This window comes from Microbulbifer sp. CNSA002, assembly GCF_047324085.1.
Classification (GTDB): Bacteria; Pseudomonadota; Gammaproteobacteria; order Pseudomonadales; family Cellvibrionaceae; genus Microbulbifer.
Window position 1 is genome coordinate 3,188,393 of record NZ_CP172449.1, and the last position, 16,426, is coordinate 3,204,818.

A 16,426-nucleotide genomic window follows, 5' to 3' on the forward strand; every position below is an offset into this window, starting at 1 on the left:
CAAAACTTAAAAAATCGATTCAGTAGCAATGGTGCGGCAAGCCTGCACTCCGCTAAAAAGACCTAGGCGCGTGGCTCGCGAAATTACAGCCGGTTAATGCTCCTCCCTCTTCAACTGAGTTATAACCGATTAATCGTTATACAACGACTACCATCTCTTCTGAGTGCTCTGCACCTCCAAAATCGATTAAACATTAGAGGTAGACGTATACACTTCCCTTTTTACTTGGATGACAGTTTAGAAATGGAGCCGTTGAGCTTAGTTACAAGGAAGTTAAACTAGTTTTCAACAGCCGGCATTAATAGCGCACTATTAAGACTCGCCATGATGGTTTCCCATCTCTTTTTCGCAGTTTCTTGTAATGCTTTTTTCTGAGGCCCGTCCATAAAATCCTGCTTGTGCTTACTTAGACGGGTGTAGTGCAGGGCTATTACCTCATACTTCTTATTGTCCTTGAATGCCTGGTAAACACTTTCGACATTCTCAAAACTGTCATCAATGAAGATAATGTTGGAAATTAGGTAGTGCTCACTACTATTAGCCGAAGAATTGTAGGATCGCAGCAAGCAGTCAAGCATAAAGCCTTTATCTTGCCCGGCTAAGTACATAATACCTTGCCGATAGCTTACTGGCCTTGCCTCACTTAAATCACAGGGCTTAAACGGACTTGCAAGGCTAAATTGATTATTTGGACTGAAGTTGAGAGTATTTGACCGAATAAGCTCTAATAAATTTTGGTAGGACGTATTCGGGGTTGGCAAGCGTTTGAACTGTCTCTCAGTAGCTGAAACATCTGCATCGCCCCTTGCAGTTTCAACCATCAATCGCACCCCACTTTGCCTCAAACTGTCAAGTACCGGCACAATATTGTCATCTGTATAAACCATATTGCTCACAGAGAAGAGCAAACCGGATATATTAATCAACTCCTCTTTTGTTTTTGCCACAAGGAAACCTGAATTAGGATCGGTTTCCAATAAAGTTTCCTGCCATGAGTACCAAGCTGCGCCACCAAGATATTGACATTGAGACTTTTCAGCGCAAGGCATCATACTCAAGGTGTCATCATTATCCATAACCAGTAACGTATTTATTGGGGTGGCTGATTCTTCAATTATATTCTGGACGTCCTCAAAGCTGTTCACCTCTTTCTTAATAGCACCGGCAGACACACAATGAGAAGCCACAATTAAAACAATCGAATACAGTAGAGAATTAAACTTGCTCATAAAATAAATTCCTTTTTACTTACCCTGATTATTAACACAAAAAAGTGAATGATTTTGGCGTAGCTGGAGACAGAGACTGTACTGGCATAATGCCTAGACTAGATAGTACTTAACTTGTGCCCCTGAAAAATAGCAATTTATCATTCAGAGCCAAAAAAACAGAAAATCGAATCAAGTTCTGAGGGGGTACCAAATAGGAAGCGTAAGCCGCCAGCTCTATTAGCAAAGAAATAATACTTAATCTGTGAATAATTTGAACAGAGCTTCATATTGTTGTCGTACAATACAACCACCAGCCCCTTAAAAGATATACTTTTCCCAAACCCGGATATTAGATTCTGCTATTAGCGGCATAAAGTTGCCCCTCCCCCAACTCGGCATGCTGATAATTCGGCACGCCGGGTGCTTCTAAATAAGCTGCTCCCCATTAAGCGAATCTGCGATCCAAATTCAAGGCACCACAGCCCTGACAGTGTTTTATAAACGCTTCTTCTATGCCCAGGGGCTCCTGGCAGTAAAAGCAGTGCCCAGATCTTACCGTTATATGAACAGCCAATTTTTTGCTGTAGAGCATAGGCAATTTAAGTTCACCGCTCAGCGCTTTTATCAAACTTACGCTAATACGCCCCTCAGAAAAATTCCGCGTAATTTTTTGAATGTTCGGCAGGGCCTTATCAGCAAACTCCCAAACTTCACCACAGTGGTCACAGGAAATCATCATTTCCCAATTTACTCCGCCTTTCCAAAGATACAATTATTTTAGTCCCAAAGGCTGAAGTATTTTCTCCATCTGCTTAAAGGAAAGGCGACACAGCAAAGAAGGAAATAATCTTTCCAGCCACCACAGCAACTTAAGTTTTGCTGGCACAACAATGATTTCTTTGTTCTTTGCAATTTGAAACAAAGCCTTTTCTGCAAAAGCATCAGCAGATATTGGCCCCAGAGGCTCGAACATCTCTGCCTGCTGTTGAAGTGGAATGGGGGTTGGCATCCGCCCACTGACGCCACCTCCCTGCAAAATCGGCGTTGATACTGCCCCGGGGCACAAAACACTCACTCGAACACCGCAGGACCCAGCTTCAGGGCGAATAGCCTTTGATATTGCCACCACAGCACTCTTGGAGGCTGAGTAGGCGGCCATTGCTGGCGACGGAACTAAAGCCGCCATTGAGGCAGTATTGATAATATGGCCAGAGCCCTGGCGCTTCATGGCCTGGAAACCACATTGGAGCCCATGAATAACGCCAAACAAATTGATATCAATCGCCGCTTTCCAATCTTCAAGATTATGATCGGAAAAATATCCACCCACCCCTATACCAGCATTGTTAAAAAGGAAATCTAACGGAGATATTTCACTAATGACCTGAAAAAATTGATCAAAATTACGAACATCCAAGTGAACAAACGATGCTCTCCCACCGGACTCCTGTATTTGGCTGACAACCTGCGTAGCCAGGTCCCGCTGGATATCCGCGATAATGACTTGAGCCCCAAGTGCTGCCAGTCGACATGCCAAGGCCGCACCGATTCCAGAAGCACCACCGGTAATCAGTGCCGTCTTGCCACTAAAGTAAGATACCTGATCCATAAGCGCTTTCCCTTCCTTGCTTTTACCACTTTATACCCCAGTTTCTGCTATCATCGCGCCCGCAAAACCTAAGGGGTGGCCTTGCCTGAGATGTCCGGGGATCAAATTGGTCTGTCGCGACAAACCCTTGAACCTGATCCGGTTAATACCGGCGTAGGAATAGGTAGACAAAGCAAAACCTCCCCACGTCGCACTCCGGGTCTCTTTCACTGCCGTTATTCGAGAGAGAACCATGAAAAAACAGTTTCCCACCCACCCTATTGCCTGGTCTGTCAGCCTTGCCAGCAGCCTGTTCGCCGGTATCGCCACCGCCAATACCGCAGAAACCGGGCTTGAGGAAGTGGTGGTTACGGCACAGCTACGGGAAACCAACCTTTTGGAGCTTCCTTCCAGTGTTACCGTACTGGATGAAAGCGCGATCGATGCGCGGGGCGCGGCCAATCTGGACCAGCTTTTAAACATGGCGCCCAATGTGAATTTTTCCTCCGGCGCCTCCAGGGGACGATTTGTTCAGATTCGCGGCATTGGTGAGCGCAGCCAGTTTATCGACCCAGTAAACCCCTCAGTTGGCCTGATCATCGACGGTATCGACTTTACTGGCCTGGGACTCGCAGCCAGCACCCTGGATATCGATCAAGTGGAAATCCTGCGGGGCCCACAGGGCACGGTGTACGGCGCTAATGCCCTGGCCGGCCTGATCAACATGACCAGTGCAGCGCCCACCAGTGAGTCAACCACCAAGGTGTCCGCCGAGCTAAGTGAGTACAATGGACAGAGTCTGTCCGCGGCTACCAGTGGTTCTTTGAGCGATGCTCTTGGCTATCGATTGGCTGCCAGCAAACGCAAATCCGACGGCTATACCGAGAATGTGTATCTCAACCGAGATGACACCAGTAATATTGACGAGTCTGTACTGCGCGGTAAGCTGGCCTACTCCCCGTCCGACGATTTAAAGCTGGGCGTTACCCTCTTCTATATCGATGTTGATAACGGCTACGATGCTTTCTCTCTCTATAACACTCGCGAAACCCAATCTGACCAGCCCGGCTGGGATCGCCAGGAAACCTTTGCCGGCGCATTGACTGCTCAATGGTCTGGTAACGAGAACTTTACTCTAGAAGGCACTCTCAGCCTCGCCGATTCAGATACAGAATATGGCTACGATGAGGATTGGAGCTATGTCGGCTTTCATTCCTGGGAATACAGCTCCACGGATAATTACCAGCGCGATAAAGACAATATCAGTATTGACCTTCGCGCACTCTCTACCGAAGAGTCCAAGTTATTCTGGGATCGCAGCCACTGGGTAGTGGGCCTTTACGGCCGCACGGAGCGCGAGGACCTGAATCGCAACCAGAGCTTCCGCAGCACTTTTGATACTGAAAACTCTGCCATCTACGGCCAGCTCTCTACGGAAATCACCCCAGCGATCAACTTGATCACCGGTCTTAGACTGGAAAGACGCGAAGCCGATTACTCTGACTCCTATAACATCGATGCAGATAATGGTGAAAATCTGTGGGGCGGCAATATATCCCTGCAATACCATTACACCGGCAACACCCTGCTCTACGCTACGGTTTCCCGGGGCTATAAAGCCGGCGGTGTAAACGGCAGAATCATCTCAGAATCAACAAGCAACACTGAGATCAACAGTGACATGTTCGAGTTCGATACCGAACAACTGCTCAACTATGAATTAGGTATTAAGGGCAGTTGGCTGGAGAATCGTTTGCAAGCCCAGGTTGCCGCTTTCTACCAGGACCGGGATGACGTTCAGGCCAAGGTTTCTATCTTTAACCCTGCCGACTACTCATTTAGTGACTACCTTGCCAATGCAGCCGGCGGAAGTACTACTGGTCTTGAGGTGGAACTGAACTATCAGGCTACCGACGCCCTGCGCTTTTTCGCCTCTGCTGGCTGGCTGAATGCAGAATTTAAAGACTACGAAAGCAGTTCCCACGTCGATGCCCGAGATGACTACGCAGGAACGGTGTTGGCTGCGGTTGATCTGGATGGCCGCGATATCGCTCACGCCCCCAACTACCAGTTCTTCACCGGTACAGAAATCGATCTGCTTCCCAACCTGATCTTGCGATTGGAGCTTGAGGGTAAAGACGAATTCTACTTCTCAAACAGCCACGACGAAAAATCCACAGCCTACGAACTGGTCAATGCTCGCCTGACCTACCAGGGAGATAACTGGGATGTTGCCCTGTGGGGAAGAAACCTGACTGATGAAGATTACTATGTGCGCGGGTTTTACTTCAGTAACCAGTATGGCAACAACCCGGCCAATGGCTACGCACCCGAGCCCTACTATCAGTATGGTGAGCCACGGATTGCCGGGGTAACAGGCACCTACACCTTCTAATCACTCAGTGACTTTGGGGCAGCGCTTCGCTGCTCCAGAACTCTCTATCAAGAGGGAAATTATGCAGCTCTCTATCGAAATCAGTATGTATCCGTTAAAGGACGAGTATATCCCGGCTATTCAAGCGTTTATCGCACAGTTAAACAGCCACCCAGAACTCAGGGTAATCACCAATACAATGAGTACTCAGGTGTTTGGCGATTACGATCTGCTGATGGATGTGCTCAAGTTGGAAATGCGCAAATCCTACGAGCAGTTTGGCCGCGCCATTTTTGTATGCAAGTTTATTGACGGCGACCTGGCCCCGGGAGAAGCGCATGTTTGACCAGGATATCAGCACCGCAATCAGCGCTTCGATTGCGGCCATGTCCCTCTGGGAGGTAGCCGCTGTAATACTGGCTCTGGCCTATTTGCTTCTGGCCATGAGGGAGAAAATCAGCTGCTGGTATGCCGCCTTTGTCAGTACGGCGATCTATCTGTTTCTGTTTTGGGATGTCAGCCTGTTAATGGAGTCTGCTCTACAGGTTTTCTATCTGCTGATGGCGGTTTATGGCTGGTGGCAATGGCGAAATCACCGCAACCGGCAGGACGATCTCAAAATCCACCGCTGGAGCGGAAAAACCCACTCGATAGTTATTGGCGCTACCCTGATACTGACGTTACTGATCGGCTACCTGCTGGATCGCAACACCAGTGCCGCCCTCCCCTACCTGGATTCATTCACGACTCTGGGGGCAATCGTCACCACCTATATGGTCACCCGGAAGGTACTGGAGAACTGGCTTTACTGGATTGTCGTAGACGGAGCTTCAATCTATCTCTACCTGGACAGAGAACTCTACCTTACTGCCGTATTGTTTATGCTGTACCTGGTGCTGGTTGTGATTGGCTATTTCCAGTGGTTGGCCATTTTCCGAAAAGAGAAACAACAACCCGATAGCGCTCCTCAAACAATGGCAGCGGCACAGTGAACAACTGATATGAGCCAGGACTTGAGCAACATCATCCCCAACGATTGGCATCATTGGAGCAAGGCCCGGCCCACGGTGGTCAGGGCCCTGGCTGGGGGGCTGACCAATAACGCCTTTCTGGTTGAGTCCGCCGATCAGCGGATGGTGCTGCGGATAAACTCCAGCATCAGCGATCAGCTCAATCTCGACAGGGCTGCTGAACAGCAGGCGCTGCAAGCTGCCACATATTCCGATAGTTGTGCCCCTTTGGTTTACTGTGACCCGCATTACCGATATTTGCTGACCCGCTATATTGAAGGCACTCCCTGGGATAAAAATGTCGCCCACAGTTTGGAAAAACTTGCCGATCTGCTGCGCCGTATACACGGCTCCCCTGCAATTGATGCCCAATTAAACATCGGTGAGAAAATCTCTAGTTACAGGCAGTTTATCGACAAGCGAGCCAGTTATTTCCACTTGCTTGACACACTGCAAGAGAAACTTCCGCAATTAATTGACGCTGCTTATCGGATGGGCGACGAATTTTGCCTGTGTCACAACGATCTAACGGTTGGCAACCTGATCTGGGCTCCCTCTGACAAGCTATACGCTATCGACTGGGAGTACGCAGCAATGGGGGATAAATTTTATGACCTCGCTGTTTTGGTAGAGGAACACAACTTGAATCAGCGAGAGCAAAATAGTTTACTGGAGTGCTATCTTAATCGCACTGTGTCACCTGAAGACAATCAGCGCTTGGGGTTATGGCAGCTGATCTACGGTTACCTTTGTATTCTCTGGCACGGGGTACAATGGAGTAACCAAACCCAAAGGTCCCCGGAGCAAGGGAGATATATCGGGAAAAAAGCCCAACAGTTATTGAAAGGCCTATCGGCTCACAGCCTCAGCTGAGTAATCCCTGCTAGAATAGGCCCAATCCCTAAGAAGCGACTTTCAGTCACTGCGGCGCAATCCAAGTTGCTGTCGAAGTAATTCAACTAGGGCCCGACTCGGCTAAAATACCCCCCTTTTTTCACACCCCTAAAATAACCACAGAGGTACTCCTGTGATCAGATCATTTTTTGCAATACTACTTACCTTGATCGCAATCAACGCACAAGCAGTAGAGAAACCCGAAGGTTTTAAAACGATAGACGGGCTGTTTGCTGCGCTTTCAAACCTGGATCACCAGGCTATGCGAGACGGCGTCAGCGACGATTTTATACTCCTTGAACACGGTGAAGTCTGGGATATTGAAGACCTTATCGCCGTAATGAAGCCCAAGCCCTCAAAGCTGGAAAGAATCAACTACTTCAGCATTATCAATTTTGAAGAGCGTGAGAACCTGCTGACCATCAACTACTGGACCAAGTCCATTTTTAAATCCGAGGATGGCAATAAAGAAGCGGTGTGGTTGGAAAGCGCCATTGTTAAGAAAATCGATGGCAAGTGGCTAGTAGCCCAATTGCACTCAACCCGCCTGCCCGCAGAGAAATTCCCCAAAGACGTCCAGTTTGAGCAGCAAGTCCTATAATAAAATGCCTTACAGGCCCTGATCGCACAGGGCCTGTGTCCATTTGATCGCTCTCAGGCCCCTCCCAACTGGAACAACTACCGGATTTCAAAGCTTCCAAGTGCTAGTATGTGACTCTAAATTGCATATTAGTCTCCAGTTCTAAAGGGCCACTCAATGAAGCTTAATGTTTACCTCTCCGGCGAAATCCACTCCGATTGGCGTGCGCAAATTATCGAAGGTTGCCAAAAAGAAGGGCTGGATATCTCCTTCTCTTCCGCAGTCACCAACCACGATGCCAGCGATGCCGCTGGTGATGGCCTGGGTGAGGAGCAGAACGCTTTCTGGCGGGATCACAAATCTGCCAAAGTTAACGCAATCCGAATCAAGCACCTGATTGAAAACTGTGATTTGGCGGTGATTCGATTTGGCGAGAAATACAAACAATGGAACGCCGCATTTGATGCGGGCTTTTGTGCAGCTTTAGGCAAGTCCTATATCACACTTCACGATGAATCCTTGGTGCACGCACTCAAGGAAGTGGACGGTGCCGCCCAGGCCTGGGCACAGACCCCCGCACAGGTTGTCGATATCCTGAAGTACTTAACCACTCAGGCCTAAAGAGCTTCTGGATAGCAGGCCGGCAGGCATCTACTGACAAAACTGCACAACCAGTAGGTGCCGCCAGCTAAAAGCCGTAATTAAGGACACCGGCATAGTTCGGCCGAGAGGCTGCCTCTGCTGATGGGTTGTGCACTAGCTCGCCGCTACGATTGATCGCATAGATTTCTGCACCGCAGTGCTTGCAGAATGCCTTCTCCCGTAAAGCCCCCTCTTTAAAGTGGTATTTGCGCAGTGACTTTTCAGGATCGCTGATATGGATAGCGACTTCAGTATCAGCGTGCCCCCTTTGGCCCGCTGGTACAAACAGGGCATCTATAAGCTTGTTGAAATGAATCGCTCCACAATGACAACTTAACGGATTCATAGCCTTATCTCCCTGGTCGATTAGTATGGGGAAGCAGTTTACTATTTACTTTAATTTAACAAAGGGGATATATTGAAAAGATCTTTTAGCTTTAAGGAAACAGTCTGTGCGTAGAGAGTACGACAAATACCATTTGATCAACGTTTTTTGTAGTGTTGTTGATCACGGTTCCTTAAGCAAAGCTGCCAAGCACTTGGGCCTGTCTACGCCCACCGTGAGCAAGACTCTCGCCCAACTTGAACAGGCCCTTGGCCAGGTATTACTCAATCGCACCACCCGGGCAATCGCTGTCACAGACGCCGGAAGGATTGCTTACCAGAAAGGGCAAAAAATAATCAGCTCATTCACCGAACTGGAAGACCAGATTGCAGAGGCGGCAACGCTCACCCGAGGAAAATTAAAAATTACTTTTCCGGAAACCCTCGGCTTAAAAGTATTCAGTCATATCTGCAATGACTTCCAGAAAGCATTCCCCGATTTCAGCTTGGAGCTTATCTTCAGCCCCTACCACCTGGATTTAATCGAGGACGATATCGACATTGCTTTTCGCGTCTGGGAAACCCTGCCCGATTGCCAGTTTTACGCCCAGCCCCTATTTAGTATCCGCCCTATTTTTATTGCCGCGCCGACCTATCTGGAAGAACACGGCAGCCCCAAATCCATTGCCGAGCTCAGCCAACACAACATCATGCTGACCCGCCTTGACGGCCTGGAAGATGGCTGGTCCATTGATGGGAAGTTCTATCAATTCAATGGAAATTTAATCTCCAATAAAACTTTCCATACCCGAGCAGCCGCATTAAACGGGAATGGCATTGCCAAGCTTCCCTCCTATTTTTGCCAACGGGATATCAAAAAGGGGCGACTGGTAGAGGTACTCCCTGAGCTGGAGCGAATAGATAAAACCGTAGGCGCTATCTATAAAGTAAAGCGAAAAGATTCAAAGAAAATTGACGTGTTTTTGAACTTTGCACAAGAGCGCTTGCAGGAGTATGACTTTAGCCTGTTTGATGAATGAGAATGTGCCACTAAAGAACTCTGCAGCGATTAGAGATCCTCTGTGAAACACTCAGCTGTTTAGCACCACATTAGGTGGTACCATAGAACAACAATAAGCGGCTTGCTGCTGGGGCTGAAGAGAGTGAAAACAATACTCTCGAAATACACTGTAGATACATCCCCTCTCCTTTATTGGTAAAGCCGCACAACAGTCATACATTGGAGCTTGAAGTGACAATCACTAAAGAGGTCGAACAAGGCCAAGCTGTCTATTCCAAACCCGTACTTTGGCTTTATGATATGTGGGTTCTGGGCATATCAAACCGCTTTATTTGGAAGTGCCCAACTCCTGGAATACTAGAGCACTTCAATCGAAATATATCCTCCAACCACTTGGATGTAGGTGTTGGAACGGGCTACTTTATGGACAAGTGCCATTTCCCCTCCGACAAAGTCCGCCTCGCCCTGATGGACCTGAATCAAAACAGCCTGGATATCTCAGCGCAAAGAGTGGCCCGGTATAATCCAGCACAGTTCCGCTGCAATGTCCTGGATAAAATTACTTTAGAGACTGAAGTTTTTGATTCAATTTCCTTAAATTACCTATTTCACTGCCTTCCCGGCAAGCTGTCAGAAAAACTGGTTGCGCTGGATAATGTCGCAACCCTGCTATCGGATTCAGGCACCGTCTTTGGTTCCACCATCCTGTCCGAAGGCGTACCGAAAAGTGGGGCAGCCAAGAAGTTAATGGCTATCTACAATAAGAAAGGAATATTTTCTAATACTCAGGATTGTGAAGAGGACCTCAATACATTCCTTGCCAGTCGATTTAAGGAGTACAAAATAGAGGTTCGCGGGTGTGTAGCACTATTCAGTGCGCGGTACAAAATCACTGGCTAGAGTATCTATAGGGCACTTATGAGGATGAAGTTCTCGTTTAAGTTGGGGCTGAATAGTCCACTGATATTCCTTCCCTTGTCAGCTTTAGCAGTAGCTCCCACTTATTGCCTGGGCCTGCATTTCAGTGTGTTTGAAGATAAATTTGAGTGCATTGATATTCACAATTCTCTAAACTGTGCACGGTCAATCGAAAGTGGATTGAGTGATCAGGTCAACCATATCCAGCGGACGCAACCAGGGCACCTGACTATAGCCCTGAATAGCGGAAAATCACTGACGTACACAGACATCCTTCCCGCTAATAATCCCGTAGAACATATAGCCTACTCTGCAATTGAGCAAATAACTGATAACCTGCTACTGATTCATCAACAGCTCTGGGAAGCACATTCCTATATTTTGCTCGACCTGAGAAACGGCCATGAATATTCTCTTGCCGGCTACCCTTTGCTGTCTCCACAAGGCGGCTACCTTTTTGTTGCCGAACAAGACCTGGACGCCGGTTTTAATGAAAATGCCTTACAAGTTTACCGCTTATCTGAAAATACTTTGAACTTACTATATGAGCTAAAGCCTGAAAACTGGGGGCCAGAGCAAGCTGACTGGGTAACAGAAAATACAGTCTCTTTCACACAAAAGCAGCTTAACCCCAACTATTTTTCAAATGAAAATCAGCCCTTTTATCTTGAGACTGAAGCTGTGCTCTCTATTGCCCCTGATAGCCAGCGTGTAAACATTCGATATTTTGATTAAAATACCCCTCTTTAATGTACCCGAAATATCTTGGAGCTATTTTGACAGCCAATTCAGATCTCTCGATATTATTTGTCTGCCTCGGTAATATTTGTCGTTCCCCCTTAGCCGAAGCCGTTTTCCGCACCAAGGCACAGCAGGCAGGTATTCCTGTTTCCGTCGACTCTGCGGGCATTATCAGCTACCACGCGGGTAAGCGACCAGATCCGCGAACTTTGGCTATTGGTGAAGAAAATGGCTATTCATTTGAAAATAGCTACGCTCGCCAGGTAGCCACCACCGACTTTACAAAATATGATCATATCTTTGCGATGGACAAAGATAACCTGGAAGCACTGCAATCCTTACAGCCTGATTCATCAGGCGCCCAACTAGGGTTATTTTTATCAGTGTTGCAAGATAGTGATTTAGCTGAAGTGCCCGATCCTTACTATGGTGGTATTGAAGGGTTTCAACATATTCTCCAGCTTATTGAACAAGCATCTGATGCATTTATCGAGCAGCTTAAAAACAGAGAATAAGCAAAGCCCCCACAAATTCTACCGGGCTTGTGGGGGGAAACTTTCCTCCAAGGCGGACCTATCCCACATTCCCTTATCGGCTGCGGCTTCATAAGTACTCTGCAAAAAATCAAACAGCGCCTCATCGGGGGAGCGTGAAGCTCTCACCGCATCATAGGGCAGCAAGAACTCTCCCAAATCTTTGGAATAGTAAGCTGAGGCGGGCGCGACCCTTGCTTCGGGAAATCCTTGGGGCTCTGGGTAAGTATATGAATAGAAGCAAGCACCATCTACACCACCGCCACCAGGCCAAAAACCGGCACTGCTAACTTCATGGGAGTATGCTTCCCTGGCCACCCAATCGGGAAAGTGTGGAACGCCTCCAGGGTGCGGAGGCGCCTCCCTGCCAGAAAAACGGGTAAGTGCTAAATCAAAACTTCCCCAAAAAAAATGAATTGGACTGCACTTGCCAATAAAGCGACTGCGAAACTCAGTGAAAACCCGATGAATTTGCACCAACGCCTGCCACAGCTGCCTAGCATATTCGGGATCATACTCGTAGTTATCCTGATCCCTCTCAAAGGGTATCGCATCCGCCACTTCGGATGGCATGGTGTTAATCTCAACCGGTATACCTAGCTGCTTGAGTGCAGCCATTACTTCCCAGTAGAAATCAGATACTGTGCGGGACTCCAAGGGTAATACCCATTCTCCCCCCTCAGTGGTCAACAGCTTCAGTACGTGATGATAGAAATCAAAGCTAATAGAAAACGACCGCCCTCCATAAGGGATAAGAGATGTCTCCAGCCCTCTGGCGGTAATATATAAAGGAACATGCCAGGAGTGATTGATCCAAGGAGTTTGTACCAGGCGAATCTTGCCAATAACCTGCATCCACATATGCAGGGTGGCAATCGTATTTACCGACTCAGCGTAGGGTAACTCTGGCCAGTCTTTACTCTCAGACCGATTCTTTAAGTTGCTCACTATACGTGCTCCATCTATCCTTTGACTCGCTCGATACCTAGTGCCTTCTGTTAACCGCCAAGCTTAGACCACTAAAAATACCCCGTCCGAAAAAAACTAAAAACAGATAAACAGCTCTCTTTTGATCATCATGAAAGACTACTTAAAACTCAGGCTCGACAGCCAAGCAACAAGCATTATCGAGACCCCATAGAGAACAATAATGATAAGGGTTCCGATAGTGTTGATTTTTGTTAGCTGTCCTGACTTGTCAGACAACCAAATATTAAAAGCTCTAGTGATCAGCGGCATCGCCACCCAAGTAAGCGACGCAACAATTAATAAGTTGATAAAGAAGTTAGTCGTCGCAAAGGGCCAACTCTCTACCAAAGGTAGCAACCACATCGTAATAACCATAACTATCGGATATAACATCAATAAAATGAGCATGGCCATTTTCCACTGCGAGGGCGCGGTGTCTTGAGCTCGGCCACGAGCCCGAGAAAACCAATCCTCAAAGCCATGCCCTATCCGCTTTATTTTTACATCTTCAAAAAACCCTTCACCACGTTTTACCAATCGCTTATGTTCATCAGAATTAAGCCAGTTATCTAAATGCTTATTGGAGTCAAATCGAAATATTGCAACCCACTCCTCTTGAACCCCCTTTATTGGCTTAGTTAGACCAGCACCCAAGAAGCCTGGATATTTTTTAAGTGCTTTATCAATTTCTTTCTGCCACTGCATATATTCACGAAAAAATTCAGGCTTCACTTTTTTGGATATCACAATCGTTACGGGCACTGTTAGTTGATCTGCACCAGCGATAACTTGAGATACTACTTCAACCGAGAATTTCTTCTCTAAAAAAGCAATTAGATCTTTAAGTAAGTTATTTCCAAGAAACGTTTCAAGGTGAGCAACCGTATCAAATTGAAATATTTGCACCCACTCATTTTGGATATTAGAAACGGGCTCTAACAAATTCACCTCGAGCAGCCCATCACAATCTAGCGCAACATCCACCAGCTTCTGATGCCATGATCGATACTCATCCCCCAGGTACTTTGGCACCTCCTGAGACAATACGAGACAAGCACTGGAACCTTCTTCCATTATCTGGCAGCAGCCTCCGGCGGATGAACTAGAGATCAAAGTATTATGCAAGCAGAATGTACTTGTGTTCATTTTTGCGAACGAATGCTTTTGCTGAAAACTATCGCAACAAACAAACTTAGACGAAATGTCCGGACTGACATCAAGGGTAGCATTTGGGAAGTAACGCTCCGTACGAATGACGGAGCGGTCTGCAGAAGTGTCGCCTATTTGGGTGACACTTCCGCTAGAAAAATAAATGCGCGAGCAATCAGCCAGTCAGGCTTTCACTAACAACCAGTACTTTGCCGTCACGCCCGCCTGCCGCAGCTATTCGTACCGCTTCTTTAATTTCAGACAGAGGGTATGTGCCATGAACTGGTGCAGATAACTTACCTTCCGCTACAAGCTTTGTGATAGTGCCAAAAACTTCCTGTTGCCGCTCTGGGGATGCCGAGCCGAACCATTTGGCCAACCAGAACCCGCGCACGGTGATATCTTTAAAGATGATCATCCCCGGTGCGATAACGCAGGGTTCCCCACTAAGCGCGCCATAATTCACTAAGGTTGCGCCATTTGACAGAGCTTCGCCCATGCGAGCAGTTGCCATTCCACCAACAGCATCAATGCCTAGCTTGATCTCAGCACCACCAGTAGCCTCAGCCACTCGCTTACCCAGGTGCTCACCATCCACGAGAACCACATCAGCGCCTGCGGCCTTCATCGGCTCAATCAAAGACTCACGGCGGACAACATTGATCACTTTCAGGCCCCGCAACTTGGCCAGGGTTGTCAGATAAGACCCCACCCCGGAGTTTGCGGCATTTTGAATAACCCAATCCCCCTCCTTGAGATCTACAAATTCGCTCAACAGCAAGTAAGCCGTTGGCGGATTAATCGTTATCATGGAAAGCTGTAGGGGGTCTACATTATTCGGGAGCGGAATCAGCCCCTGAGCATTGGCCACCATATGAGTGGCCCAGGTGCCGCTTCCTACCGGCAGGAGAACGACCTGGCCAATGGCTGGCGCGGTAACATTAGGTCCATGTTTGACGACCTTAGCAACACCTTCATTGCCTCCAACCGCAGGAAGAGGAGGCAACATCCCATAATCGCCCGTCAGGGTCAGAACATCTGAAGGGTTAATTGGAGCTGCCAGCATCTCCAGCAACACCTGCCCCTCTTGAAGTTCAGGGGTATCAAAGGACACCGCCTCAATAACATCCTGCGGCACTGGTCCGCGCTCTTGATATTCCGCCTTTAACATATCGCCGTATCCTTTTTCCGATTGATTATGAACAACGACCTTCACTCTGTACAAAATGTACCATGAACACTAGAGTTTGACGCTTATTAACAGTGGGGCCATTTAGCTTCCTCCTGATAAATCAAACCCATTTACAAATCGCCATTTGGATCTACTTATGTGTGGTTCAAGCTAGCAATTTCAAGTCAGCCACTTGAAGATACTAAAAAGGGAGAAGGGAAGAATACACCGCGCTTGGGACCCTATGAGGCATGGATGCCGATTAGGAGCTTACAGGGATGTATTCACAGCGTGTCTCGAGTGCGGTGTATTCTTTCCTTCCACCCCAGTAGTAAGTCCAATGAAGCAAATTGCAGCAGCGATAACAATAAGCAGAAAAGAAGTTAAATTAAGCAGGCCGAAGTAAATAACGGCACTTTTGTGTTCTACCCGATCAATTACCGCCTTAAGCACCGGGTCCGCAACAGCAAATGCAGGGTCAGGCTCTATCACAGAAGCTAGAATGGTATAATTCCTGCCCTTTATTGTTTCGAATACATGCAGTGTTTTTCCCATTGTTGACCTCCAAAATCCTGAGGCCTTGTCACCGCTCTTACCCACTGCAACCTCAACCCCCTCCTCTAAAATTGCCCAATCGATAGCCAGCGTTTCAGAATGAGCTTTATACTTTTCCCTATCAAGAAATTGAATACCCAACCGACAATTTTGCTCGTGAAAATCAAGCACCCTTTCTGTCCGCAACTCCAGCTCGTAGGGCACACTTAATTGCGATCGGAAGTTAAATTTACTTCTCCACTTTTTTGTAACATCAACAGGATACTCAACCGCTATCCATTTATATTTTCTATAGGAAACAGTTGCATATACCAGAATCAAAACCGCAATAACAACTAACACCAGCGCTAATTTAATGGTTAATCCCACACCTCTCCCCCAAATACTTTCCTTAATACGTCACAGCTACATCCCTTGAGGCCCAAGCAGAACCAAGAAAACACACAATGCAAGCCAAACTTAGCATTTCGCAGTACCCAAAAGCAGGCAAACACATACTAAAAAGGGAGAAGGAAAGAATACACCGCGCTTGGGAGCCTATGAGGCATGGATGCCGATTAGGAGCTTACAGGGATGTATTCACAGCGTGTCTCGAGTGCGGTGTATTCTTTCCTTCCACCCCAGTAGTAAGTTGCCAAATAGCGCTCTCCAACACTGCTCAACGGACAATTATTTAAATTTATTAAAATAATCATCATGGAAAATAAAATATATAGCAAAACGTACCAGTTGGGAGTAGAGTCGTA

Annotated in this window: 18 protein-coding genes and 1 riboswitch; of the genes, 10 read left to right on the plus strand and 8 right to left on the minus strand. The window is 47.4% G+C overall.

Annotated elements, in window-relative coordinates; genetic code table 11:
* Positions 1–278 precede the first annotated feature (278 nt).
* The 3 genes from ACG1BZ_RS14175 to ACG1BZ_RS14185 form a co-directional block, all read right to left on the minus strand.
* Positions 279–1,229 carry a DUF2608 domain-containing protein gene (locus ACG1BZ_RS14175; RefSeq protein WP_282932393.1) on the minus strand — a complete coding sequence of 317 codons (951 nt, stop codon included), beginning with the start codon at positions 1,227–1,229 and terminating at the stop codon, positions 279–281.
* Positions 1,230–1,656: 427 nt separating this feature from the next.
* On the minus strand, positions 1,657–1,950 hold the full coding sequence (locus ACG1BZ_RS14180) for a hypothetical protein (RefSeq protein WP_413662386.1): 294 nt from the start codon (positions 1,948–1,950) through the stop codon (positions 1,657–1,659).
* Between the two features lie 33 nt (positions 1,951–1,983).
* Positions 1,984–2,820, minus strand: a complete 837-nt coding sequence (locus tag ACG1BZ_RS14185; protein WP_413662387.1) for an SDR family NAD(P)-dependent oxidoreductase — start codon at positions 2,818–2,820, stop codon at positions 1,984–1,986.
* Positions 2,821–2,881: 61 nt separating this feature from the next.
* Positions 2,882–2,997: riboswitch (TPP riboswitch) on the plus strand.
* 55 nt (positions 2,998–3,052) lie between these two features.
* Between ACG1BZ_RS14185 and ACG1BZ_RS14190 the strand changes: the two genes are divergently transcribed.
* The 6 genes from ACG1BZ_RS14190 (at position 3,053) to ACG1BZ_RS14215 (ending at position 8,278) form a co-directional block, all read left to right on the plus strand.
* The gene (locus ACG1BZ_RS14190) at positions 3,053–5,194 is read left to right on the plus strand and encodes a TonB-dependent receptor (protein WP_413662388.1); all 2,142 of its coding nucleotides are present in this window, start codon (positions 3,053–3,055) and stop codon (positions 5,192–5,194) included.
* Between the two features lie 61 nt (positions 5,195–5,255).
* Positions 5,256–5,519 carry a hypothetical protein gene (locus ACG1BZ_RS14195; RefSeq protein ID WP_413662389.1) on the plus strand — a complete coding sequence of 88 codons (264 nt, stop codon included), beginning with the start codon at positions 5,256–5,258 and terminating at the stop codon, positions 5,517–5,519.
* On the plus strand, positions 5,512–6,165 hold the full coding sequence (gene pnuC, locus ACG1BZ_RS14200; RefSeq protein WP_413662390.1) for a nicotinamide riboside transporter PnuC: 654 nt from the start codon (positions 5,512–5,514) through the stop codon (positions 6,163–6,165). Before ACG1BZ_RS14195 ends, pnuC begins: the two co-directional genes overlap by 8 nt.
* Before the next feature lie 9 nt (positions 6,166–6,174).
* Positions 6,175–7,056 carry a phosphotransferase gene (locus ACG1BZ_RS14205; protein ID WP_413662391.1) on the plus strand — a complete coding sequence of 294 codons (882 nt, stop codon included), beginning with the start codon at positions 6,175–6,177 and terminating at the stop codon, positions 7,054–7,056.
* Positions 7,057–7,210: 154 nt separating this feature from the next.
* Positions 7,211–7,678 carry a nuclear transport factor 2 family protein gene (locus tag ACG1BZ_RS14210; RefSeq protein WP_282932387.1) on the plus strand — a complete coding sequence of 156 codons (468 nt, stop codon included), beginning with the start codon at positions 7,211–7,213 and terminating at the stop codon, positions 7,676–7,678.
* Between the two features lie 156 nt (positions 7,679–7,834).
* On the plus strand, positions 7,835–8,278 hold the full coding sequence (locus tag ACG1BZ_RS14215; protein WP_413662392.1) for a YtoQ family protein: 444 nt from the start codon (positions 7,835–7,837) through the stop codon (positions 8,276–8,278).
* Positions 8,279–8,345: 67 nt separating this feature from the next.
* On the opposite strand, the gene ACG1BZ_RS14220 is transcribed toward ACG1BZ_RS14215, so the two are convergent.
* A complete protein-coding gene (locus ACG1BZ_RS14220; protein ID WP_413662393.1) occupies positions 8,346–8,645 on the minus strand; it encodes a hypothetical protein in 300 nt (99 codons plus the stop codon).
* Positions 8,646–8,751: 106 nt separating this feature from the next.
* On the opposite strand from ACG1BZ_RS14220, the gene ACG1BZ_RS14225 reads away from it, so the two are divergent.
* The 4 genes from ACG1BZ_RS14225 (at position 8,752) to ACG1BZ_RS14240 (ending at position 11,818) form a co-directional block, all read left to right on the plus strand.
* A complete protein-coding gene (locus tag ACG1BZ_RS14225) occupies positions 8,752–9,663 on the plus strand; it encodes a LysR family transcriptional regulator (protein WP_413662394.1) in 912 nt (303 codons plus the stop codon).
* Between the two features lie 212 nt (positions 9,664–9,875).
* Entirely contained in the window at positions 9,876–10,544 is a 669-nt protein-coding gene (locus ACG1BZ_RS14230) for a class I SAM-dependent methyltransferase (protein ID WP_413662395.1), read from the plus strand.
* A gap of 24 nt (positions 10,545–10,568) precedes the next feature.
* Positions 10,569–11,297: a hypothetical protein gene (locus ACG1BZ_RS14235; RefSeq protein WP_413662396.1), complete on the plus strand. Its 729-nt coding sequence runs from the start codon at positions 10,569–10,571 to the stop codon at positions 11,295–11,297.
* A 41-nt stretch (positions 11,298–11,338) separates the two neighbouring features.
* On the plus strand, positions 11,339–11,818 hold the full coding sequence (locus tag ACG1BZ_RS14240; RefSeq protein WP_413662397.1) for a low molecular weight protein-tyrosine-phosphatase: 480 nt from the start codon (positions 11,339–11,341) through the stop codon (positions 11,816–11,818).
* 18 nt (positions 11,819–11,836) lie between these two features.
* Here the strand turns inward: ACG1BZ_RS14240 and ACG1BZ_RS14245 are convergent, their stop codons facing one another.
* The 4 genes from ACG1BZ_RS14245 to ACG1BZ_RS14260 form a co-directional block, all read right to left on the minus strand.
* Positions 11,837–12,784 carry a DUF5996 family protein gene (locus ACG1BZ_RS14245; RefSeq protein ID WP_413662398.1) on the minus strand — a complete coding sequence of 316 codons (948 nt, stop codon included), beginning with the start codon at positions 12,782–12,784 and terminating at the stop codon, positions 11,837–11,839.
* A gap of 138 nt (positions 12,785–12,922) precedes the next feature.
* Complete coding sequence (locus ACG1BZ_RS14250) at positions 12,923–13,879, minus strand: antibiotic biosynthesis monooxygenase (protein WP_413662399.1); 957 nt, start codon at positions 13,877–13,879, stop codon at positions 12,923–12,925.
* 250 nt (positions 13,880–14,129) lie between these two features.
* On the minus strand, positions 14,130–15,125 hold the full coding sequence (locus tag ACG1BZ_RS14255; protein WP_413662400.1) for a zinc-dependent alcohol dehydrogenase family protein: 996 nt from the start codon (positions 15,123–15,125) through the stop codon (positions 14,130–14,132).
* A gap of 270 nt (positions 15,126–15,395) precedes the next feature.
* Entirely contained in the window at positions 15,396–16,049 is a 654-nt protein-coding gene (locus ACG1BZ_RS14260) for a hypothetical protein (RefSeq protein ID WP_413662401.1), read from the minus strand.
* Positions 16,050–16,426: the final 377 nt, after the last annotated feature.

Bases quoted from the DNA above. Each gene is read 5' to 3' on its own strand.
- ACG1BZ_RS14205 (WP_413662391.1), top strand. From the start codon at position 6,175: ATGAGCCAGGACTTGAGCAACATCATCCCCAACGATTGGCATCATTGG.
- ACG1BZ_RS14250 (WP_413662399.1), bottom strand. From the start codon at position 13,879: ATGGAAGAAGGTTCCAGTGCTTGTCTCGTATTGTCTCAGGAGGTGCCA.
- ACG1BZ_RS14235 (WP_413662396.1), top strand. From the start codon at position 10,569: ATGAAGTTCTCGTTTAAGTTGGGGCTGAATAGTCCACTGATATTCCTT.
- ACG1BZ_RS14185 (WP_413662387.1), bottom strand. From the start codon at position 2,820: ATGGATCAGGTATCTTACTTTAGTGGCAAGACGGCACTGATTACCGGT.
- ACG1BZ_RS14190 (WP_413662388.1), top strand. From the start codon at position 3,053: ATGAAAAAACAGTTTCCCACCCACCCTATTGCCTGGTCTGTCAGCCTT.
- pnuC (WP_413662390.1), top strand. From the start codon at position 5,512: ATGTTTGACCAGGATATCAGCACCGCAATCAGCGCTTCGATTGCGGCC.
- ACG1BZ_RS14255 (WP_413662400.1), bottom strand. From the start codon at position 15,125: ATGTTAAAGGCGGAATATCAAGAGCGCGGACCAGTGCCGCAGGATGTT.
- ACG1BZ_RS14175 (WP_282932393.1), bottom strand. From the start codon at position 1,229: ATGAGCAAGTTTAATTCTCTACTGTATTCGATTGTTTTAATTGTGGCT.
- ACG1BZ_RS14220 (WP_413662393.1), bottom strand. From the start codon at position 8,645: ATGAATCCGTTAAGTTGTCATTGTGGAGCGATTCATTTCAACAAGCTT.
- ACG1BZ_RS14195 (WP_413662389.1), top strand. From the start codon at position 5,256: ATGCAGCTCTCTATCGAAATCAGTATGTATCCGTTAAAGGACGAGTAT.
- ACG1BZ_RS14180 (WP_413662386.1), bottom strand. From the start codon at position 1,950: ATGATGATTTCCTGTGACCACTGTGGTGAAGTTTGGGAGTTTGCTGAT.
- ACG1BZ_RS14215 (WP_413662392.1), top strand. From the start codon at position 7,835: ATGAAGCTTAATGTTTACCTCTCCGGCGAAATCCACTCCGATTGGCGT.